General features: G+C 65.1%; 15 protein-coding genes. 4 read left to right on the top strand and 11 right to left on the bottom strand.

Annotated elements, in window-relative coordinates; all coding sequences use genetic code 11:
* Positions 1-291: 291 nt before the first annotated feature.
* The 4 genes from bcp to FRC96_RS14590 all read right to left on the bottom strand — a co-directional run bounded on the left by bcp (position 292) and on the right by FRC96_RS14590 (position 6,191).
* A complete protein-coding gene (bcp, locus tag FRC96_RS14605; protein ID WP_146975446.1) occupies positions 292-762 on the bottom strand; it encodes a thioredoxin-dependent thiol peroxidase in 471 nt (156 codons plus the stop codon).
* Between the two features lie 219 nt (positions 763-981).
* Positions 982-3,801 carry a DNA polymerase I gene (polA, locus tag FRC96_RS14600; RefSeq protein WP_230470279.1) on the bottom strand — a complete coding sequence of 940 codons (2,820 nt, stop codon included), beginning with the start codon at positions 3,799-3,801 and terminating at the stop codon, positions 982-984.
* Positions 3,802-3,889: 88 nt separating this feature from the next.
* Entirely contained in the window at positions 3,890-5,587 is a 1,698-nt protein-coding gene (locus FRC96_RS14595) for a hypothetical protein (protein ID WP_146975444.1), read from the bottom strand.
* Between the two features lie 271 nt (positions 5,588-5,858).
* Positions 5,859-6,191 (bottom strand): HesB/IscA family protein, encoded by a 333-nt coding sequence (locus tag FRC96_RS14590; RefSeq protein ID WP_146975443.1) that lies wholly within the window; start codon positions 6,189-6,191, stop codon positions 5,859-5,861.
* A gap of 203 nt (positions 6,192-6,394) precedes the next feature.
* Between FRC96_RS14590 and FRC96_RS14585 the strand changes: the two genes are divergently transcribed.
* Positions 6,395-7,618 carry a cyclic nucleotide-binding domain-containing protein gene (locus FRC96_RS14585; RefSeq protein WP_146975441.1) on the top strand — a complete coding sequence of 408 codons (1,224 nt, stop codon included), beginning with the start codon at positions 6,395-6,397 and terminating at the stop codon, positions 7,616-7,618.
* A gap of 4 nt (positions 7,619-7,622) precedes the next feature.
* Here the strand turns inward: FRC96_RS14585 and FRC96_RS14580 are convergent, their stop codons facing one another.
* Positions 7,623-9,269 carry a hypothetical protein gene (locus FRC96_RS14580; RefSeq protein ID WP_146975439.1) on the bottom strand — a complete coding sequence of 549 codons (1,647 nt, stop codon included), beginning with the start codon at positions 9,267-9,269 and terminating at the stop codon, positions 7,623-7,625.
* Between the two features lie 93 nt (positions 9,270-9,362).
* Positions 9,363-10,184 carry a LolA family protein gene (locus tag FRC96_RS14575; RefSeq protein WP_146975437.1) on the bottom strand — a complete coding sequence of 274 codons (822 nt, stop codon included), beginning with the start codon at positions 10,182-10,184 and terminating at the stop codon, positions 9,363-9,365.
* Positions 10,185-10,267: 83 nt separating this feature from the next.
* Here FRC96_RS14575 and FRC96_RS14570 point away from each other — a divergent pair, with 83 nt between their 5' ends.
* Positions 10,268-11,359 carry a hypothetical protein gene (locus FRC96_RS14570; protein ID WP_146975436.1) on the top strand — a complete coding sequence of 364 codons (1,092 nt, stop codon included), beginning with the start codon at positions 10,268-10,270 and terminating at the stop codon, positions 11,357-11,359.
* Positions 11,360-11,418: 59 nt separating this feature from the next.
* Complete coding sequence (locus FRC96_RS14565) at positions 11,419-12,294, top strand: hypothetical protein (protein WP_146975434.1); 876 nt, start codon at positions 11,419-11,421, stop codon at positions 12,292-12,294.
* 12 nt (positions 12,295-12,306) lie between these two features.
* Here FRC96_RS14565 and egtD read toward each other — a convergent pair whose 3' ends face one another.
* The 4 genes from egtD to FRC96_RS14545 form a co-directional block, all read right to left on the bottom strand.
* Positions 12,307-13,269: an L-histidine N(alpha)-methyltransferase gene (gene egtD / locus FRC96_RS14560; RefSeq protein WP_146975432.1), complete on the bottom strand. Its 963-nt coding sequence runs from the start codon at positions 13,267-13,269 to the stop codon at positions 12,307-12,309.
* A gap of 44 nt (positions 13,270-13,313) precedes the next feature.
* The gene (gene egtB, locus FRC96_RS14555) at positions 13,314-14,606 is read right to left on the bottom strand and encodes an ergothioneine biosynthesis protein EgtB (protein WP_146975430.1); all 1,293 of its coding nucleotides are present in this window, start codon (positions 14,604-14,606) and stop codon (positions 13,314-13,316) included.
* 88 nt (positions 14,607-14,694) lie between these two features.
* Positions 14,695-16,245, bottom strand: a complete 1,551-nt coding sequence (locus FRC96_RS14550) for a PP2C family protein-serine/threonine phosphatase (protein ID WP_146975429.1) — start codon at positions 16,243-16,245, stop codon at positions 14,695-14,697.
* Positions 16,242-17,225, bottom strand: coding sequence for an FHA domain-containing protein (locus tag FRC96_RS14545; RefSeq protein WP_146975427.1), 984 nt, complete (start codon positions 17,223-17,225; stop codon positions 16,242-16,244). The genes FRC96_RS14550 and FRC96_RS14545 overlap by 4 nt, the downstream gene beginning before the upstream one ends.
* A 529-nt stretch (positions 17,226-17,754) precedes the next feature.
* Here FRC96_RS14545 and FRC96_RS14540 point away from each other — a divergent pair.
* Positions 17,755-19,023: a hypothetical protein gene (locus FRC96_RS14540; protein ID WP_146975425.1), complete on the top strand. Its 1,269-nt coding sequence runs from the start codon at positions 17,755-17,757 to the stop codon at positions 19,021-19,023.
* Here the strand turns inward: FRC96_RS14540 and FRC96_RS14535 are convergent.
* On the bottom strand, positions 19,020-19,862 hold the full coding sequence (locus tag FRC96_RS14535) for a CPBP family intramembrane glutamic endopeptidase (protein WP_146975423.1): 843 nt from the start codon (positions 19,860-19,862) through the stop codon (positions 19,020-19,022). The genes FRC96_RS14540 and FRC96_RS14535 overlap by 4 nt on opposite strands.
* Between the last annotated feature and the right edge of the window lie 391 nt (positions 19,863-20,253).

Below are 20,253 nucleotides of genomic sequence, written 5' to 3'. Positions count from 1 at the left end.
GAGGTGTTTTATAACCGAGCGCGAAGCCACTCGGCGATTGGGTATATGAGCCCGGTGGCGTTTGAAGCTCAGGTGGCAAAAGCTGCCTGAAGAACGTGTACGGGAAATCGGGGGAAGCTCAAGTGAGGATCGGGTGCCAGGCGTTCGAACATGGAAGTAAGGATCGGGTGCCAGGCGTTCGAACATGGAAGTGAGGATCGGGTGTTGAGGATAGGTGATGGTGCGAACACAAAAACGCCCCGGACGCAGGTTGGGTAGCGTTCGGGGCGTTTCGCGAATCTGGCGAAAACTTCAGCCGAGATCACGCACCAGACGGCCGACGTGGCCGGTGGCGCGGACGTTATCGTGGATGGCCTCGATGGTGCCGTCGGCGTCGATGAAGAAGGTGGAGCGGACCAGGCCCTCGTAGGTGCGGCCGTAGTTGGTCTTCTCGCGCCAGACACCGTAGGCCTCGGCGACGCTGTGGTCGGTGTCGGCCAGCAGCGGGAAGTTGAGGTCGTGCTTCTCGCGGAATTTTGCGTGGCGCTCTACCGGGTCGGGGGAGACGCCATAGATGGCGTAGCCGCGCTCGGCGAAGGTGTCGAGGTTGTCGCGGAAGTCGCAGGCCTGCTTGGTGCAGCCCGGCGTCATATCTTTGGGGTAGAAGTAGAGCACGAACTTTTGCCCCTTGAGGTCAGCCAGGCTCACGTCGCCCTGCGTGTCGGAGGGCAGGGTGAAGTCCGGGGCGGCGTCGCCAACAGAGAGTTTGGGGTTTACAGCCATGGGTAAGAACTCCGTGAAAAAATGAGCTAACAGAAAAAGGGTGTGCGAGCCGAATCGGCCCGGGCGTGAGGAGATGTACACACGTCTGGCGCCGGTTCAAGGACTCCCTGCGATGATCGATGCCCTGGCACCCTGTAGACAGGCAGTTGCCCGGGTGCCAGGTCATCGATCGAGAAAAAGTAGAAAAGGGTGCTTGCCGATGCTGATAGCGTGTGCAGGTTATTTGGCATCGAACCAGTTTTTGCCGACACCGCTCTCGACGATCAGGGGCGCGTCCAGGGTGACGATGGTCTCCATCATGGTGCAGATGAGGGGGCGGAGCTCGTCGAGGGCATCTTCGGCGATCTCGAAGATGAGCTCATCGTGGACCTGGAGGAGCATGCGGGCCGGCCAGTTTTCCGACTCGATGCGCTTCTGGATGGCGATCATGGCCAGCTTGATGATGTCGGCGGCGGTGCCCTGGATGGGGGTGTTGATGGCGGCGCGCTCGGCGAAGGCGCGCCCGGCCCCTTTGTTTTCCAGGGTGGGGAGCAGGCGTTTGCGGCCGAACATGGTCAGGGCGTAGCCGGTCTCGACAGCGTCGGCGACGAGCTTTTCGAAGTAGGTCGCGACGCCCTGGTAACGCTCAAAGTAGTTGTCGATGTAGCTTTTGGCCTCGGGCATTGAGATGTCGAGGTCGCGGGCCAGTCGGCGAGGGCCCATGCCGTACATCACGCCGAAGTTGATGGTTTTGCCGGCGCGGCGTTGCTCGGAGGTGACCTGGTCGATGGCGACGTCGAAGATCTGGGAGGCGGTCAGGGCGTGGATGTCCTGGCCTTCGCGGTAGGCCTCCAGGAGCACCGGATCGCCGGAGAGGTGCGCCATAATGCGCAGCTCGATCTGGGAGTAGTCGGCGGCGAGCAAGAGGTGCCCCTCGTCGGCGACGAAGGCTTTGCGGATCTCGCGGCCGCGGTCGGTGCGGATGGGGATATTCTGCAGGTTGGGGTTTGAGGAAGAGAGGCGCCCGGTGGCGGCGACGGCCTGGTTGAAGTCGGTGTGAATGCGGCCGGTGTCTTTGCGGATGAGCTCGGGCAGGGCGTCGACGTAGGTGCCTTTAAGTTTGGAGAAGGAGCGGTACTCCAGGATGAGGCGCGGCAGCGGATGGAGCTCGGAGAGTTGTTCGAGCACACTCTGATCGGTGGAGGGGCCGGTTTTGGTGCGTTTTTTCACCGGGAGTTCCAGGCGTTCGAAGAGGACCTCTCGGAGCTGGGTGGGGCTGTTGGGGTTGACCTCGGAGCCGGCGTGGACGTTGATCTCGTCCTGAAGGTGTTCGAGCTCGACTTCAAACTCGGCGCTGAGCTGGTTGAGGATGTCGCAGTCCACCTTGACGCCGTTGAGCTCCATGACGCCGAGCACACGGGAGAGGGGAATCTCCAGGGTGTCGTGCAGTTTACGCAGCTCGGGTTCGTCATCGAGGCGCTCCAGGAGGACGTCGCAGGCCATCAGGGTGATGTCGGCGTCCTCGGCGGCGTAGGGGGTGGCTTTGTCGAGGGGGACCTGATCGAAGGTGAGCTGTTTTTTGCCGCGGCCGGCGACATCGCTGAACTTGATGTTGCGGTGGTTGAGGAAATCAAAGGCGATCGTGTCGAGGCCGTGGGAGTTTTTGCCCGGGTCGAGCACGTAGCTCATGAGCATGGTGTCGTAGCTCACGCCCTGGAAGTTGATGCCGTTGCGGCGCAGCACCAGCCACTCGTATTTGTAGTGCTGGCCGATCTTCGGGAGATCGGGATCTTCGAGAAGTGGGGCGACGCGGGCCAGCACATCATCCAGGGCAAGCTGTGCGGGGGCACCTTCGTAGTTGTGGGCCACCGGGACGTAGACGCCGTGGTTGGGTTTGTAGGCGAAGGACATCCCGACGATCTGGGCTTCCAGCGGGTCGATGCTGGTGGTCTCAAGATCGAAGGCGAAGCGACCGGCGTCTTTGCAGGCGGTCAGAAGATCGTCGAGTTCGTCGAGGGTGAAGATGGCGCGGTAGTCTTTGCGGGCTTCGTCGGTGCGGGTGATCTCTTCGTCGAGGAGGCTGTCTTTGAGGTCTTCGATGTCGCGATCGTCGAGCCAGCCGCGGGACTTGAACCAGCGGTTGAGGTCGTGCAGCACGCTCTCAAACTCCAGCTCATGAAAGAGGTGGGCGAGGGCCTGAAAGTCCGGCGGGGAGAGGTGAAGGTGCTCGATGTCAAAGGCGATGGGGCAGTCGTCGCGCAGGGTGACGAGCTCCAGGCTGAGGCGGGCCTGGTCGGCAAACTCGGTGAGATTTTCTTTGCGTTTTTTGCCCGAGACCTTGTCGATGTTGGCCAGCAACGTCTCCAGGTCGCCGAATTCGGCGATGAGCTTTCCGCCCGTTTTCTCGCCGATGCCCGGGACGCCGGGGATGTTGTCGGAGGTGTCGCCGGCCAGGGCCAACACGTATTTGACGCGGTCCGGGGTGACGGCGAAGCGCTCCAGGACGTCAGCCGGGGAGTAGCGTCGGCCGCGCATGGTGTCGAGCATGGAGACGCCGTCGCCGAGCAGTTGCATCAGGTCTTTGTCGGCGCTGATGATGCAGACGTTGAGGCCGACCTCACGGGCGCGCACGGTGGCAGTGGCGATGAGGTCATCGGCCTCGACACCGGCCTGTTCCATGATGGGGATGTTGAGCGCCTCGACGACTTTGCGGAAGTAGGGGATCTGGATGCGCAGCTCGTCGGGCATGGCGCTGCGGTTGGCTTTGTAGTCGTCGTAGAGCTCTTTGCGGAAGGTGTGCTCGTCGGCGTCGAAGGCGTCGAAGGTCACCGCGATCAGGTCGGGGTTTTCGTCTTCGATGAGCTTTTTGAGCATCTGGGTGAAGCCGTAGATGGCGTTGGTGGGCATCCCGGCGGAGTTGGAGAGGTTCCGGATCGCGTAGAAGGCGCGGTAGATGTAGGAGGAGCCGTCGACCAGATAGAGCGTCTTGCCGTCGAGGTTCGCGTGGTCGGCGAGGTCGGCGAAGCTCATCTGGTTGGAATCGTCGGGCGTCTTCGGCATGGGGGCTCCTGAACATCAAGGGGAAGAGCGATGGTTTATCGCGGTGCATGAGGGCCGGATGGCCGCATGGCTTAAGGCTGATTCGAGGTCATAGATAGCTGACCACCAGAATGATTCCAAGGCCGAAGAGGGCGATGGTGGCGAAGACGATGAAGGCTTGAAAGAGCGTGACCAGGTCTTCGAGTCGGGCGTCGGAGTTGTCGGTGAGGGGGCCGTCGAGTTCGAGATCGATCTCGGCCAACAGGGCTTTTTCGCGGCGAAGCCGGCGCAGCCCCAGAAGTGCGAAGTAAGCGACGATGAGCAGGCCGACGAGCAGAACGACGATCATCATGTAGTAGAGGTCGCGCTGGAGGTCGTCTTTCCAGGCTTCGAGCTCGCGGCGATCTTCTTCGCGGGTGTTGAGCAGGGGTTGAGGGGATTGGAAGTCGCGAGGCAGGCGGCTGAGCGCGAAGGCGATCAGCGGCGCTATGCGCCCGGCGGTATCGACGGAGGGGGAGTGGGGTGGTGAGAGCAGATCGAGGTAGGCATCCCAGCGCTCGTCGGGGTGGGTGGTGTGCAGATGGTTGAGGAGGAGCGCGGTGGTCTCACGCAGCGTTTCGGGGGCGTCGTCTTTGAGGATCAGGAGATGCGCGATGTCCCAGGCGTCTCCGGCGCCAAAGAAGCTCTGGTAGACCTGTACGCGGGCCAGCGGGCCCGGGTTCTGGCTCTCGGGCGTGGGGAGGGTAAAGCCACCGGAGCCATTGGCAGAGCCGAAGGCGTTGGCGGCGATCATCGACGGCCCCTCAAAGAGGTCGGTCATAAAGGGGGCGTCTGTGAGGATGGTGTTTACCGAGCCTTCCACGGGCACCCCGGCGACGGTGAAGGGGCGGGGAAGCGAGACGGCAAACTGCGCAGCGACGGTGGGGAGACGCAGCGTGTAGGATGCGGAGGTAGGTGGGTCGGTCGGGGCGTAGGGGCGGGCTTTGACCTTCAGCGTAAGCTCGGTCGTGGCGTGCACCGGGAGGCTGGCGAGCCCGAGTGTGTCGGTGGTCAGCGAGGTGGGAAGGGGCGCCTGGGTGAGGCCGCGCTCCAGGGTGATGTCGAGGTGGGCGCGCAGAGGTTGGCCTGTGCTGCGCTCGAGCACGCGCAGCCAGAGGGTGTCAGGCAGCCCTCGCACGAGCTCGCCGTCGGCTGGCCCGATTTGAATGGCGAGTTGGGAGGAGGGATCCTCGTCGGTGAGGGCCGGGCGACGCTCGTCCTGGTCGGGGTCACGGGAGGTCGACGGTCCGATGGCCTGCTGGAGCGCGTCGGAGGGTGTGCGCGGGGGCTCTCGAAGCTCGATGGTCCAGCAATCTCGGAGGTCGGGGACGGTCTGTCGGCGCGCGAGAGCGCAGATGTCGCGTGTTTTGGTGGCGGCGTCTGCGCCTGCGCCGGGTGCCAGGGCGTCGATCGCGTCGTCGTTGTGCTCGGGTGCCAGGCGCTCGTAGGGAGGAAGTTGTATGTGGAGGTAGTGTCCTGGGCCGGCTTCGGCGGTTGCAAGAGGGGGGGAGTCCGGTGCGCTCCACTGAATTTCGAAGTGGTCGGGGGCAAGTCGCGTGCCTGTGGCTGCATCAAAGTAGAGCGCGCGCACGGCGTAGGGACGGGGCGTGTTCCAGGTGGGCGAGCCGGTCAGGTAGAGGGCCGATCGAACATCGCGGTTGCCAATGGCGACCGACGCCGTGATGAGGCCGAGCATCATGATGACATAGAGGGCGATGGCGCTGCGGTAGACGATGGGGCGTTGCAGCGTTTGCATCACTGGGCGCATATCAGGCTCGGCCTTAAGACAAAAAAATCAAGCGCAGCCCGAAGGGCTGCGCTTAAGAGGATGGCGCGATGATCGATGGAAGTCGATTACCATGTCCGGGTGCCAGGCGTTCGATCGTGTCCGGGTGCCAGGCGTTCGATCATGATTGAGACGATCGGGTGCCAGGCGTTTGATCGTGTCTGCGTGATCGGGTGCTGCGTGATCGGGTGCCAGGCGTTCGATCGTGTCCGGGTGCCAGGCGTTCGATCGTGTCCGGGTGCCAGGCGTTCGATCAGACCGCGAAGCTCGTGCCGCAGCCGCAGGAGCGGCGGGCGTTGGGGTTGTTGAACTTGAAGCCGCCGCCCATCACGGAGTCTTCGAAGTCGATCTCGGTGCCGTTAAGGTAGAGGTAGCTGCGGGGATCGCAGAAGATCTTGACGCCGTTGCGCTCAAAGACGCGGTCGTTGTCGGCAGGGCTGTCGACGATATCGAGGACGTAGTTCAGACCGGAGCAGCCGCCGGATTTGACGCCGATCCGGATGCCGTTGTTGGCCTCGGGGGAGAGGTTGTTGTCCATCATCATTTTGCGGGCCTTCTCGGCCGCCAGGGTCGTGATGCCGATCATGGGAAGCTCCTGAAAAAAGACCGCCGGAGGGTCTGGTGTGATGCCGGGCGCCGGTTGGAAAGCGCCTCTGTGGAAGTTAGGATGGAGCCCTGGCGAGGTCAAGGACGTGGGCAGGGCTCGCGTCAAAGCGACAACGCCGCGGGACGAGGGGGCATTCCGAAGATGGCGCGATACGAGGGCATTCATTGCCCAAAGGAGCCAGGATGTTGGCGCAGGGCTGGGTGCGCAGCGATACAGGGCGAGTTCGAGAGAGCAATCAGGACCGTTACTTCTGCGACGGCGATCTGGGGGTGTTCGCGGTGGCCGATGGCATGGGGGGACGGGCCGGCGGGGAGGTTGCGAGTGCGCAGGCGGTGCGTCTTGTGGAGGAGGCCGCCATGGAGTTTCGAGCGCTGGCCGACGCGCGCGCTTCGGGGGAGGATGAGGCCGGTCGTGAGGCGATGTTCGAGGCGTTGACCGGTTTTATGCACCGCGTCAACTCGGAGGTGTACCAGCTGGGGAGTCAGCCGGCGTATCCGGGGGGGATCGGTACGACGTTGGATCTGGTGGTGCTGGGGGCGGGAGTGGCCTATGTGGCGCATGTCGGCGACAGCCGCGTGTATTTGATGCGGGATGGGGCGATTTATCGCATCACCCGGGACCACACCTTTGAGCAGCATCTTCGGGATCATCCGGAGCTTCGCGCGCATTACCCGGATGCGGCGCGCTACACCCATGTGCTCACGCGATGCATCGGCAGCGCGCCGCATGTGGAGGTGGATACGGTGCTGATCGAGCTGGAGGAGGGGGATCGCTTGCTGATGTGCAGCGATGGGTTGACCCGGTACCTGAGCGGGGCCGAGATCGCGACGTTCGGGCGCCATGCACGTGGCGAGGCGTTGGTGCAGGGGCTTCTGGAGGCGTCGTTGACGCGAGGTGGGCGCGACAATGTGACGGCGCTGATCGTGGAGATCTCGGAGCTCAATGCGGGCGACTTTCAGCGTCATCCGACTCGCCGCGACTCCCTTGATAAGGTGGAGTTGCTGAGGGAGCTGGCGCTCTTTGAGGAGCTGGATGTGCCGGAGCTCCTGAAGGTGGTGCGCTATGTGTACGTGCGCGGGTTTGAGGCCGGGGAGCAGCTGGTGCGGCGCGGCGATGAGGTCGACGGGCTGTACCTGATTGTCAGCGGCGAGGTTTCGGTGCGTCTGGCGGGGCGGGAGCTGAGCCGGGTGCGCGCCGGGGGCTACTTCGGTGAGTTGGCGCTTTTTGGCGAGCCGGTGCGCTCGGCCGATGCGTGCGCGGAGGCCGATGGCGAGGCGCTCTTTTTATCGAGGGAGCATCTTCGGGAGCTGGTCACCGAAGATCCGGGGCTGGGCAACAAGGTGCTCTTGCGCCTGCTGGCCGGTGCGTCACGGCTGTTGCAGGAGATCGCCGGGACGAGCGCCTAGCGTTCTAACGTCGTAACTTTGCGATGAGGGCGTGGATCTCGTCGGCGGAGATCAGGTTATGTTCGACGAGCAGGGTCAGCGCGGCCCTGGCGAGCAGGGCGGCGTCGACGTCGTCGGGGATGTTTAGGAGTGCGTCGTCCGTCGAGGCATCATCGGCGTCATCCTGCGATGAATCGTCCGATGCGTTGGCGCGCCGGGCGTCGAGATCGCTGCGCTTTTCGATGGCGCCGCCGAAGCGTGGCACGGCGATGCGCTTGACCTGGATGCGACCGAGTTTGCTGACGCCCTCGCGCTCATCGATCGGGTCGGGATCCGGTTGGGAGGCGTCTTCTTCGTCGGCGGGCTCGGCGCTTTTGGGGGCGCTGCCAGCCAGAGCATCGCGGATGCTTCGGGCCGGGGAAGGAGGCCTGAGCGCGAGCTTTTCTTTCAGCGAGAGGGCCGGTTTGGAGGCGGTGGCCTCGGTGTGAGGCGCGCTCTCGGGCGCGTCGGCGCCGGTCGAGGCGTCGGGCGCATCGGACTCCCCGGGCTCTTCGAGCTCTTCGGCCTCGCTGGGTGGTAGCGGGGGGATCTCGCTCTCGGGTTCGTTGAGCTCTTCTTCGATGGAGAGGAGCTCGACGTCCATGGTGTGAAGGGGCATGACCTCTTCGTCGGGGGGCTCGGCGAAGTCGAGGCCCAGGCCGCGCAGGCCGACCCCGATCTGGGTGCGGTTGGCCTCGGAGCGTTCGGCCGCAAAGCCCGGAGGCGCCGGGGAGTCTGGATCCTCATTGGCCAGGGGGGCCGGGGAGTCGAAGTCGTCGTCGAGCTCCCAGTCGTCCAGGGGCAGGGAGTGACCCACGGAGGTGCCCACGGACTCTTCGAGGAGCGAGGGGAGCGGTTCGGCGCCGAAGCCCAGGTCGTCGTCGAGTTCTTCGAGCTCTTCTTCGACGACTTCAAACATGTCGGTGGGAGGGCGATCGCGCATCTCTTGCGAGATCACCGAGCTCTCCTCGGCGCCCAGGTCGCGGGCGTTGTCGAAGAAGGCTGCCCAGCTGTCGTCCGGAGCAGCCTGCGCGGAGGCGTCGAAGCTCGGCGCAGGCTCCTCGACGGGGTCGCCGAGGTCGATGATCGGATCGTCGTCGGGGGCGGCGTCGTCATCCGGCGGATCGAAGGCCGCAAAGAGGCCGCTGTGATGCTCCACGGTGGTGGATTTGGGCAGGTCGTCGGCGTCAGCGCGAGCGTAGAGATCGTCGAGGGCGCGCCGAAGGTCGGCCGGGCCGACGAGCACCGGGCGGATGTTGACCCCGGTGTGGCTGGCGATCTCGTCCATGGCCATCACGTCGATGGGGTCGGCCATGGCCAGCAGGAGCACGCGGTTGCCGTCATCATCCACGAAGCGAACCGGCAGAGTGCGGCTGCGCTGGGCGATGGGGGCCGGGACAAGGTGGGCCATGTCCACGTTAATCGCGGTCTCGTCAAGATGCAGGCAGGGGACGTTGAGGAGCCTGGAGGCGATCTCCACCAGCGCGCGCTCTTCGACAATCTTGTGAAAGATCAAGACGTCGTAGAGCGAGGCCGCATCGCGTTGCGCCAGGCGCAAGCCATGCTGGAGGCGAGTCTGGTCAACGAGACCCGCAGCGAGCAGCTGGGGGATGAGCTGAGCGTCGTCAATCATCGAGAACGCTGTCCTGGGATCTGACGGGGGGCGCGGCCCGGTGAGGACCTTAAGGCCGGGGCCGCGGGGGTCAACGAGCCACGGAAAGGTGGCTCAGCCATTGACGTCGATGATTCGACTCCCGGCGGGCGGCGGAAGCTCGAAGAGAGGTTGTTGCAGCGAAATGTTAAGCTGAGTCTCACGCACATCCAGAGAGAAGTCAAGATCGCGGTCGGGCCATACAAAGCGACGGTAGTCGGGCATCACCAGCTCGCCGAGATCTCGCCAGCCCTCGGTGGTGTAGCGGTAGAGGGTGCGCTCGTCGGGGCTTTGCTCCAGGACTTCGGTGACGGCGAAGTCGGTGTGACGGACAAAAAGCGAGAGGGTGCCGCCGGAGGAGGTCTGGCGGCTGAGCCTGTAGAGGCCTCGGCGGCGGTCCCAGTCGAGGGTGTCGGCGCCGGGCTCGCGGTCGAAGCGGTCCCAGGGGGCGCCGCCGAGCATCACGCGGACGACGTCGGCGCCGGAGAGATCGACGGGGAGCAGGCGGTTGATGTTCTCACGGGTGGGTTGGCCGGTGTAGTAATCGTTTGTGTCGCGCTGGTGCATGGCGAAGGTTTCGCCGTCGCTGACCAGGAGGTTGAGGATCTCGTCGGAGCCCGGCAATCGGGTCTGCACGCGGAGGTTGGCGGGTTTCTGAACGAGGATGAGCTGTCGGACGCGGACGCGTTCTCCTTCGCCGAAGTACTCCAGGGTGACTTCCTTGAAGCGGGCGTCGTGGACGTGGGCGTAGCGCTGGTCGATGGCCGCGCGCAGCTCTGCGGGATCTTCGAGGGCGTTGTCCGGCGGCGGGATGGTTTTGGTGCAGGCGACCGTCAGCATCAGGATGCCGGTGAGCAGAAGAGCACGAGAGCAGCGTTGAAAAGCGCCAGGGAACATGGTCGTCTTGGGGCAAAGATAAGGAAGTGATGGTATCGGGTCTCAGTGCAGATGGTGCGCGGTCAGCATAGGACGAGTCGAGGGTGGTTGCCATAAGGGAGTGTCTGATTCGGGCGATCGCAGGTGGGGCAGGGTTCGGGGCGTGGGCGGTGGTGCTCTGCCTCAGCGGGGAAGCCGGGGCGCAGGAGACGCGCTGGGAGGCGGCGGTGCGCGCGGGCAGCGAGTATGACAGCAATCCGTATCGGGAGGAGGGGGCGGGTAGCGCGGGTGACGGGTTGACGCGTTACTACGGGGAGCTTGAGCTCGAGTCCGAGGTGGGGGAGCGGGGGCAGGTGCGAGGGCAGGTGCAGCATGGCGGGAAGGTGTTCTGGGGCGCACGGGAGGCGGATGCGTTTTTGAGTGCGGCGCAGGTGGTTGGGTCGCGGTGGTTTGCGTCGGGCCTGATGGTGAGCGCGGCGGGGGATGTCAAAGATCGCAGTGAGCGGGTGAGCGTGCGCGATTATGTGCGGGCGGGGGGGAGCGGGCAGGTGGTGTGGTCGGGCGGTCCGGTGCGGGTCTGGGGCGGTGGAGGGTGGCGCTACTTCGGGTTTAAGCCACAACCGGAGGTGAGCAGTCAGGGACCGACGGCGCAGGTGGGGGCGGCGCTACGCCTGCGTTCGGATGTGTGGGCACGGGCTGCGTGGAGTCGGAGCTGGCGAGGGTTTGAGGGCGAGCCGCTGCGCCTGGAAGAGGGGCAGACGCTGGGTTGGCAGGAGGGCGCGCGGCGCGCCGATGTGTTCGACGTGGTTCAGGTCGGGGTGAGTCATCGACGCTGGCTGGTGGCAGAGCTGGGGTATGCCTATCAGCGCAATCAGTCCAATTCGTACGGGCAGGGGTTGCGTCGGCATCAGGTGGAGGCCTCGTTGACCCTTCCGGGGCCGTGGGAGACCTTTGTTTCGGGGCGGGCGGAGGTTCAGCGCACGCGTTATGAAGATCCGGTTCTGATTGATGAGACCTTTGTGATCGATGATGAGAACCGCAACGCGCTGGTGGTTGCCGTGGCGCGGCAGGTCGCTGAGCACTGGGAGGTGGAGCTGCGCTACGATCTTTACGCGCAGGAGTTTGGGGTCGGTGAGGCGTATGGACGGCAGGTGCTCGGGTTGAGCGTGGCGTACCGTGCCGGGGGGCAGGAGTAGTGAGCGAGGTTGGAGAGCGGGTTGTGTGGCAGTGGTGATGCAGGTTGGAAGGAGTGGTGATGGCGATAGGCCGGGTGTGGCTCGTGGGGCTGATGATTGCGGCGGGATGTGCGAGTGGCGCGCCGGTGGAGCGTTCATCGGGGCGTCTGGAGGGTGGGTTGCTGGGGCTGGAGGATGAGCGCGAGGCGTGGATGGGGTGGGAGTCCAGGCCGGTTGCGCAGATGTGGCCGCTGGGGGCGCGCGAGGACGCCGAGGTTGTGGTGTTCGAGGCCTGGGAGGTTGGGGATCCGGCGTTTCGAGAGCAGGTCTGGGACGTGGTGTTTCACGGCCTGTGGCCGCTGAGTGATCCTCAGGGTCGGGGGCCCGCTGCCGAGGCGGTGCAGATGGCGCTGATGGTGCTGGACCCGTTGAGTGAGAGCACACGTTTTGAGTTGAGTTTTTTTATGCGCGCTGACGGGGGGCGCGAAGGTGTGGTGCTGCGCATCTTCTCGATGAAGGAGGAGGTGGGCCCGGGTGTATGGGTGGAGGCGTCGGGGGTGCCGGGGGAAGGTGTCTCGGAGTGGCGGGTGCGGGTGGACCCGGCGGTGGACGAGTCGGCGGGGTTGGCGATGCGCTGGCGCAAAGAGGGCGCGCGATGGGTGGGGTTGGGAGCGGCGGATGCTCAGGCGGAGCCCGTAGATGCGGTGGCGTGGGCGCAGCCGGAGACCTGGGTCATTGAGGCGCTGCAGCAGGTCTTGTGGGAGCAGGTGACCGGGGCGTTGTATGTGAGTCCGCAATTTGAGCAACGCCGCGCTTCGGCCTGGGAGGCGTCGGCTGACGAGCGGGTCGGGTTGTGGCCGGCGCGCCACGGCGGGGCGTGGCGCGAGCGCCAACTCGATGAGTATCCGGCACGCAGTGTGTTCTGGCCCCGAGGCATGCCCGGCGGTTTCGAGTGAGAGGTTCAGCAATCAGTGCATCTCGGTGGTTTCGAGGTACCAGAGGCTGAAGAGGCCATCGGGATCGATCCAGAAGGAGCGGGTGCGCCAGTGGGCTTGTTCGGCGAGGCTCGCGAACTCTTCGATGGCGTATTTGTACGAGTGCTCGGTGATGATGGATTCGCCCTTTTGAAACTCGATGGTGTGGCCGGGCAGGGCGATCTGCTGCTCGCGCTCGCTGATCAGGTGCATTTCGATGCGGCCCGCTTCGGCGTTGTAGATGGCCTGGTGGCGGAAGTCGTGCAGCGCGAAGTCGGCGTTGAGCTCGCGGTTGATGCGGCGCAGCAGGTTGAGGTTGAACTCGGCGGTGATGCCGGCGCGGTCGTTGTAGGCAGCTTCGAGGATGGCGCGATCTTTTTTGAGATCGACGCCGATGAGCAGCGCGCCGTCATGGCCGGCCAGGGCGGCTTTTTGAGCGAGGAAGTCGCGCGCCGCGTCGGGTTCAAAGTTCCCGATGGTGGAGCCGGGAAAGTAGAAGAGTGAGCGAGCGCTTCGGGCCAGGCGTGGCAAGGACCAGTCACCGGTGTAGTCGGCCACGACGGGCTTCACGGTAAGTTGGGGGAACTGTGAGGCGATCGCGCGGACGCAGCGGGAGAGCTCATGGGAGGAGATGTCGACCGGGATGTAGGCCGCCGGATCTTCGAGGTGCGTGAGCAGGGCCCGGGTTTTAAGTCCGCTTCCGGCGCCCAGCTCAATGAGGTTGGCGCTTTCGCCGATGCGTTGAGCGACCTCCGGGGCGAAGCGCTCGGTGAGGGCGAGCTCGGTGCGTGTGGGGTAATACTCGGGGAGCTCGCAGATGGCGTTGAAGAGCTGGGAGCCGCGATCGTCGTAGAGGTATTTGCAGGGCAGGCTTTTTTGAGGACGGGTCAGACCTTCGACGACGTCAGAGAGAAAGCGCGAGGCGGGGGAGGGGAACGGGGTGGTATCAAGGCTCATGAGATGCTCACACGCGGAAAGTATCAGGGGGATATTCGGGGATATCAGCGGGCCAGGCGAATGCCGGTGTATTGCCAGCGGGCCTGGGCCGGGAAGAAGTTTCGGTAGGTCGGGCGGATGTGGTCTGTGGCCGTCAGGCAGGAGCCGCCGCGCAGGACGAACTGGTTGCACATGAACTTGCCGTTGTACTCCCCCAGGGTCGCCGACCAGGGCTCAAAGCCGGGGTAGGGGGAGTAGGGGCTTGCGGTCCACTCCCAGACGTCGCCGAAGGCCTGTCGGAGCGCGTTGGACGGGCTCTCGGAAGCCGGCCGGGGGTGAAGTGCCTGACTTTCGAGGAGGTTTCCGTCGAGGGGAAGATCCGCGCAGGCCACTTCCCACTCGGCCTCGGTGGGGAGGCGGGCTCCGGCCCAGCGGGCGTAGGCGTCGGCTTCAAAGAAGCTCAGGTGGCAGGCGGGCTCGTCGAGGCGAAGTTGGCGCGGGCCACCGAGGGTGAAGGTGTGCCACTGGCCGTCGAGGTTCTGCCAGTAGAGGGGGGAGCGCCAGCCTTCGCGTTGCGCGAGGTCCCAGCCGGCGGAGAGCCACCAGCGTGGGGAGTCGTAGCCGCCGTCCTCGATGAAGTTGAGAAACTCGCCGTTGGTGATAAGGCGATCGGCCAGCGAGAAGGGCTCCAAAAAGACGCCGTGGCGGGGGCGTTCGTTATCGAAGGCAAAGGCGTTGAGTTGCTCGGAGTGGCCGATGCGGTAGACGCCGCCGCTGTACGAGCGCCAGCGCAGAGGCGTCGGGTCCTGGCGCGGTGCTTCGCGAAGGTCGTTGTAGGCGGGTTGGAGCGGGTTTGTGGCGAGCGCGTGTTTGATGTCGGTGAGCAGGAGCTCCTGGTGCTGGCGCTCGTGCTCCAGGCCCACTTCGATCAGGGGAGTGACCTCGCCCAGGCGGTCGGGCTGGGAGTGAAAGAGGCGCTCGACGGCGTCGTCGACGTGGCGTCGGTAACGGGTGATCTCGTCGCAGGTGGGGCGCCCCAGAGTGCCCCGGAGGTGGCGTGGGTGTTGAGGTCCGGCGCCCTGGTAGTAGGAGTTGAAGAGCAGGGCGAAGCGGGGATGAAAGGGCTGGTAGTCGGGCAGGTGGGGGGCCAGGACAAAGGTCTCAAAGAACCAGCTTGTGTGGGCGCGATGCCATTTGGTGGGGCTGGCATCGGCCATGGACTGAACGACCTGATCTTCGGCCGGGATTGGCTCGGCGAGGCGTTCGGTGGTGGCGCGCACGTCACGGAAACGCGCGACGGTGGCGTCGATGTCAGGCTGGCGGTCGAGGACCGGCGATCGGGATGTGTCCCCACGCATAGAAGCTCCCGAAAAGAGGGATGGCTGAAAACGAGTACAGCCAAGCTAGGAGCGAGTTGAGTAGGGACAAGTAAAAAGATGTTCAGCGTCAGGCTGGCGGGCGTCGACTCAGGCGGATCGCCATGGCGGTGCTGTTGTCTTTGCCGACGCGGCTGAGGGCGTTGTTGACGATGGCGTCGCAGAGGGCGTGGGGGGCGTCGTAGTGGGTCAGGGCGAGGGAATGTAAATCTTTGTCACTTAGCTCGCCGTGTGCGCCATCGGTGGTCAAGATGAGGAGGTCGCCGTCGCGGAGGCGGAGTCCGTGGGCGTGGAGGTCGGGCTGGTTGAGGAGGTCGGGGAGGTCGTTTCGGAAGGTGTCGATGCGGGCGTCGTCGAGCTCAGTGCCGGTGCTCAAAAAGCGGGCGATGGTGCGATGGCTGGCGTCGCGTTCGGCAGGGGAGGGGGCGTGGTCGAGTTTTTTGAAGATGTTGGCCAGGGTGTGATCTTCGGAGAGGGGGATGAGGTGTTGGTCGCGCAGCAGCCAGGCGCGGGAGTCACCGACGTGGCAGAGACCGGCGTGGTCGCCCGCGATGACCAGGCCTGTGAAGGTGGTGCCGCCGCGGTTCTGGTCGGGGGAGAACTCGCCGTAGAGAGCCAGGTGTTGGCTGGTCACGCGTGCGATCGCGCGGGCCAGTTCGGTGGGGGCGTGGAGGATGTCCCGGGGTGGGGCGTGCTCCCAGGCGCGCATGAAGGCGGCGCAGGCTGCGCGTACGGCGGCGGTGCTGGCGGCCGCACCATCCTGAATGCCGCCGATGCCGTCGGCGACACAGAAGAAGCCGATGCGGTGGGTCTGGGAGTCGCAGACGGTGTCGAGCAGGATGTGCCCGCAGCTGTCCTGGTTGTTTTGGCGGAAGAGGTAGTTTCCCTGGGTGGAGCGCGAGGCGACTTCGAGTTGCAGGGGGCGCGTGAGTTCGGTGCGCAGATGGGTGAGACCGCCGATGAGTTCGTCGGTGTGACGGTAGGCGAGGTCACCGTAGGGGGTGACGCAGCCAGCGAGAAGTTGAGGGAGTGCGGGGTGGGTGAGGCCGACGTCGCGCAGGGCGTTGCGGTCCTGGAGAAGGGTGACCAGGTGATGGCCGCCGGGGTACTCGTGGCCGAGGAAGTTTTCGTAGGTGAGCTCGGCGAAGACGCGGATATCGCGCCAGACGGTCTCGTTGTCGGGGGTGCGCGGCATAGGCGCGAGGCGAGGGGCGGCGGCGATTAGGAGGGTGCCGCGGGAGGCGTCGAGGAGAAGATCGCCTGTGCGCAGGCCGCGGAGCGTCCATCCGCGGTGATGAAGTTGTTGAATGGCGCGGGTGAGGTTGAGGAGGGCGTCGACAGCCGTGTGGTCGGGGAGGTTTCTCCAGGCCCAGGCGTCAAAGGGTTGAGCGTTGGGAGAGGGGAGTTTGAGATCGAGAGAGGTTTCGTCGGGTGTGTCGATGGCCGAGGGCAGACAGGGGTGTCCGGGAGGCGCGAATGCCTCGCGGACGCCATCGAGCCACTCTGCGGGGCCGGTCCAGCGCAGGTAGGGCTGCTCGTCTGAGCCTCGGAGTATGGAGGCGGTGGGCGCGTCGGGCTCGGAGGGCAGGGTGACGATGGAAGGGGCTGGCCTGGCGCTCATCGTTCGGGATCCTCAGCCGGGGGGCGTCCTTCGCTCCAGTCGATGGGGCGTGGAGGGGTGATGTTGCGCCGGGGACGTGCGCGCGTGGTGGGGAGTTGGAGGTGGAAGAGGGCGGAGCCAAGGCCGAGCTCATCGCCGGGCTCCAGCACAGTGGGGACGTTGATAGGGATGCGGTTGACGTAGGTGCGCTGGCGCGTTGAGAGCGGTTCGATATGCCAGCGTTGGTCTTTGAAGATGAGGCGCGCGTGTTGAAAGGCGACGAACTTTCGCTCGACGTCGGGGAGTCCGCTCAGATCCCAGAAATGGTCCGGCCGGGAGGGCCAATGTTGGGAGTTGGGCAGGGTGCCGGCCGGAGGGTAAGAGCGCCCCAGGGTCAAAGGGCGTCGGGGATCGAGAGGATGGTACGGGCCCGAGGGAGCGCCGCTGCGCATCAAAAAGAGCGCCGGCGGGTCACAACTGTCGAGGAGTCTGTCGAGTTGGCGTTGGTGGTCATCGAGCGTGATGTCGTGAGGTTCAAAATCAAAGGTCGTCACGCCGAGCGTGAGGCGGTCGCCGGCGCGAACCTCACGGGCCATCGCCAGGGTGTCGATAGGCTCGCCATTGAGACGTGTGGGCGTTTGAGGTGCGAGCGCCTGAACCACCCATTGGCCGGTCGGGAGAAGTTCAAGGTGGGCGTGCGGGGAGCCGAGGCGGTAGGTCTGGTGATCCTGGAGGTTGTCCAGGAGAAGGTCGACCGGGGAGTGTTGGGAGTGAAAGCGCCCCAGTAAGATCGCCGGGCCGAAGATGGGGTAGGAGGCGATGGGCGTGTGATTCGCGTCGAGCTGGTGAAGGGTGGCCAGCGCGGAGAGGGCATGGGGGCTGGCCAGCGCGGGATCGCGGTCTTCGGACCAGCCACGCAAGAGGTCGAGGTCAAAAGGGCTCGATGTGCGCTTGCCGGCGACGTTGAGGGGGGGGCTGGTGTTGGACTTCGGCCGGGTCATGGCGTTCCGTTGGGCGCGAGGGCCGGTCGGAGATGTGGGACTGAAGAGATCGATGTTGATGGTAGGGGGGGTGAGGGGTGTGGGCAAGAAAAGTGTGGGATGTTGGGCGTTCGACGGGGAAGGAGGGGGGCTCCGGCGTGCGGTCACGAATCATGAGGTGGGTGCAGGAGATCGGGTGCCAGGCGTCCGAACATGGGCTGTGATCGGGTGCCAGGCGTTCGAACATGGGCTGTGAAGTGAGACCGGGTGCCAGGCGTTCGAACATGGGCTGTGATCGGGTGCCAGGCGTTCGGACATGGGCTGTGATTGGGTGCCAGGCGTTTGACCATGGTCAGTGAGACTGGGTGCCAGGCGTTCGAACATGGGCTGTGATTGGGTGCCAGGTGTTCGAACATGGAGAAGGTGACCGGGTGCCAGGCGTCCGAGCGCGATACACCCGGTGGACGGGTTAAGGGGGCGTCGATAGGATGGCGGCGCGTGCGAGAGGTTGCGGTTGCATGAGGCGAAGCTCGGGTTCTGGGAGTAGGTGATGGCGAAGTTGGTGATTCCGGCGCCGGGGGAAGAGGCGCCGCGCGAGGGGGAGCTCGATGCGGGGTTGTGGGGTGGGCTCGCGCTCTCATTGACGGTGGCGGTGCTGGGTTGGGGGCTCTGGGTGGTGCCGCAGCAGGGGGCGGAGGTCGATCCGCTTGCCGGCCTTTCGCCGGCGGAGCGCCAGGCGCGGGAGGCTTCGGAGGTCTTTGAACGGTGGGATGTCGGTGCGGTTGATGTGGGGGCGTTGGAGGAGACGGAGCGCGTCCGGGCGATTGAGTATGGGCCGCGGGCGCTTACCGAGAAGATCTGCAGCTGGCATGTCGAGGCATCCGGGCCGGATGCACCGGAGTGGGATGCACTGGCGCTGGCGGTGAGTCGGCGCAGCGAGCGCGCGCCGTGGACCTGTCTTGTGCGAGGGTATCTTGGCGAGCGTTTTGAGGGGGAGCTGGTCCGGGCGATGGATGGGTTCTGGGCCGAGGTTGAGGGGGGCGCACATCAACTTCTGGTGGCAGCAGTGGTCGATGCGATGCGCGAGGAGCGTGATCGGCCGGAGACGGAGCGATTTTACCGGTGGTTGCGCGGGTGTGCGGCGCGCCAGCAGGGCAGTTTGCCCACGAGCTGTTTGGAGCTCACGCGACAGCTTTCGCCAGCTCAGGGGAGCGATGTGCTGGAGATGATCGATCGCCAGCTGAAGGGCTCGCCCGAGGTGGAGGTGCTCCTGGAGATGAGCGCGGCGCTGGGGAGGTTGGCCGAGTACGGTCAGCCGCCGGCGTGGCGGGTGGTCGAGGCGGAAGGGCTTCCCGATTATGATGTGGATTTGCGACTGGGGGCGCTGTTTTCGATGTGTCGCATGATGAACTCGCCCGATGCTCGGGTGCGAGATGATGTGGCTCAGCGCCTGGCAACGATCGCGCGGGTGGGGCTGCGGCCGACCGATGCGTATGTGCATTATCGGTGGCTGAAGACATGCCGGATCATGTTTGGGGATCGTCAGGAGTACGACGAGCGGGCGTTTCCCTATCTGGGGGTGATCGACGCGCAGCGCCAGATGCAGCCGCGTTATGCGTACACCGAGCTCGCCGAGCTGGGGCTGTGTGAGGAGCAGGAGGGGATGCCGCTGTGGTTGTGCGGGGCACGGCGTTGGACGGGGGGGCGGCGCGCGATGCCGGATGTGCTGGCCGACGATTTTGTGGTCTCGCGTTATGTGGAGTGGCTGGAGCTCGATGAGGTGGAGGCCGCGGTGGATGAGGCCAGCGACGCGTTTTAGCGTACCGGAGAAGACTCCGAGGATGATGCGGGCGCGATGCGTTTGAGTTCGCGGTGAATCGACCACCAGAAGAAGATGGCCAGCGGGGTGACCAGGGCCAGGGCTTTGAGGGTGCTGAGCAGACCGGCGTCTTCGGGGGCGGTCTCGGCGAGGTGGGCGATGCGGGGGAGGACGACGCCGTTGGCGGTGTTGAGGGCGGCGTGAGCAAGAATGGCCAGAAAGACCCCGCCGCTGCTCAGCGTGATGTGGGCCAGAAAGATGCCCACGATGGAGAGGGGGACAAAGGCCATGGGGTTTGCGTGCATCGCGCCGAAAAGCAAGCCGTTGAGGATGATGGCGTTGCGGGCGCGGCGGGTGCGGGCGAGCTCGGGGAGGATGGTGGCGCGAAAGAGGAACTCTTCGCAGAGGGGGGCGATCAGTGCGACGGCCACGGCGCCCAAGACCTGGGAGAAAGCATCGTCGGGGAGGAGAAGACTCTCGACGGTTTGCTGGTAGCTCTCGGCGATCTCGCGCATGCCGGGGACCACCTCGACGATCAACGCGCCCAGGAGGTTGGCGAAGAAGCCCAGGGTGACGGCAGCCAGGATGGTGAGCACGATCGCCAGCGGGGAGAGGCCGCGTGGCGAGAGGCGTGGCCATCCGGGGGCATCGGTGGCCACGAAGCGTCGGTAGGCCAGCGCGATTCCCAGGACGACCAGAACCTGGGAGAGGATGAGGACGACGTAGGTGTTGAGGCTGGCGAGGTAGCCGAAGGCCCCGAAGAGGTTGAGGCCGATGAAAGCGGCCACGAAGAGGGCGATCGGGCGCCAGTAAAGGATGCGTTTTTCGTCAGGGGTCATCGGTGCGCCGAGTAAACGAGGAAACAGGGGGGTGATCGCCGCGGGGGAGGTTAGCGCGAGTGGTTCGGGGGTGAAAGGGTGCCAGGCATTCGATCATGGGCAGCACGGGTGCCAGGCGTTCGATCATGGGCCGCACGGGTGCCAGGCATTCGATCTTTTGGCGTTCGATCATGGGCAGCACGGGTGCCAGGCGTTCGATCATGGGCCGCACGGGTGCCAGGCATTCGATCATGGGCCGCACGGGTGCCAGGCGTTCGTACGGGTGTTACCTGTGACGTGTTGAAGCTAAGGCAGAGCGGTGCGCAGGAAAAGTCGTCGGGTGAGGTCGAGGATCTTGTCGAGGTTGGGTGCGGGGGGTATGACGCCGGGGGATGCGCTCTTTGCGGCGCTG

Origin of the sequence: Lujinxingia vulgaris, assembly GCF_007997005.1 — a bacterium.
Lineage (GTDB): Bacteria > Myxococcota_A > Bradymonadia > Bradymonadales > Bradymonadaceae > Lujinxingia.
Note: the sequence above shows the minus strand (reverse complement) of the source record. Positions and strands in the feature narration are given on the sequence as shown.

Coding starts and splice junctions, on each gene's coding strand:
- FRC96_RS14585 (WP_146975441.1), top strand. CDS start 6,395: ATGTTGGCGCAGGGCTGGGTGCGCAGCGATACAGGGCGAGTTCGAGAG.
- polA (WP_230470279.1), bottom strand. CDS start 3,801: ATGCCGAAGACGCCCGACGATTCCAACCAGATGAGCTTCGCCGACCTC.
- FRC96_RS14590 (WP_146975443.1), bottom strand. CDS start 6,191: ATGATCGGCATCACGACCCTGGCGGCCGAGAAGGCCCGCAAAATGATG.
- FRC96_RS14595 (WP_146975444.1), bottom strand. CDS start 5,587: ATGCGCCCAGTGATGCAAACGCTGCAACGCCCCATCGTCTACCGCAGC.
- FRC96_RS14550 (WP_146975429.1), bottom strand. CDS start 16,245: ATGAGCGCCAGGCCAGCCCCTTCCATCGTCACCCTGCCCTCCGAGCCC.
- FRC96_RS14565 (WP_146975434.1), top strand. CDS start 11,419: ATGGCGATAGGCCGGGTGTGGCTCGTGGGGCTGATGATTGCGGCGGGA.
- bcp (WP_146975446.1), bottom strand. CDS start 762: ATGGCTGTAAACCCCAAACTCTCTGTTGGCGACGCCGCCCCGGACTTC.
- egtB (WP_146975430.1), bottom strand. CDS start 14,606: ATGCGTGGGGACACATCCCGATCGCCGGTCCTCGACCGCCAGCCTGAC.
- FRC96_RS14540 (WP_146975425.1), top strand. CDS start 17,755: ATGGCGAAGTTGGTGATTCCGGCGCCGGGGGAAGAGGCGCCGCGCGAG.
- FRC96_RS14545 (WP_146975427.1), bottom strand. CDS start 17,225: ATGACCCGGCCGAAGTCCAACACCAGCCCCCCCCTCAACGTCGCCGGC.
- FRC96_RS14575 (WP_146975437.1), bottom strand. CDS start 10,184: ATGTTCCCTGGCGCTTTTCAACGCTGCTCTCGTGCTCTTCTGCTCACC.
- FRC96_RS14535 (WP_146975423.1), bottom strand. CDS start 19,862: ATGACCCCTGACGAAAAACGCATCCTTTACTGGCGCCCGATCGCCCTC.
- FRC96_RS14580 (WP_146975439.1), bottom strand. CDS start 9,269: ATGATTGACGACGCTCAGCTCATCCCCCAGCTGCTCGCTGCGGGTCTC.
- egtD (WP_146975432.1), bottom strand. CDS start 13,269: ATGAGCCTTGATACCACCCCGTTCCCCTCCCCCGCCTCGCGCTTTCTC.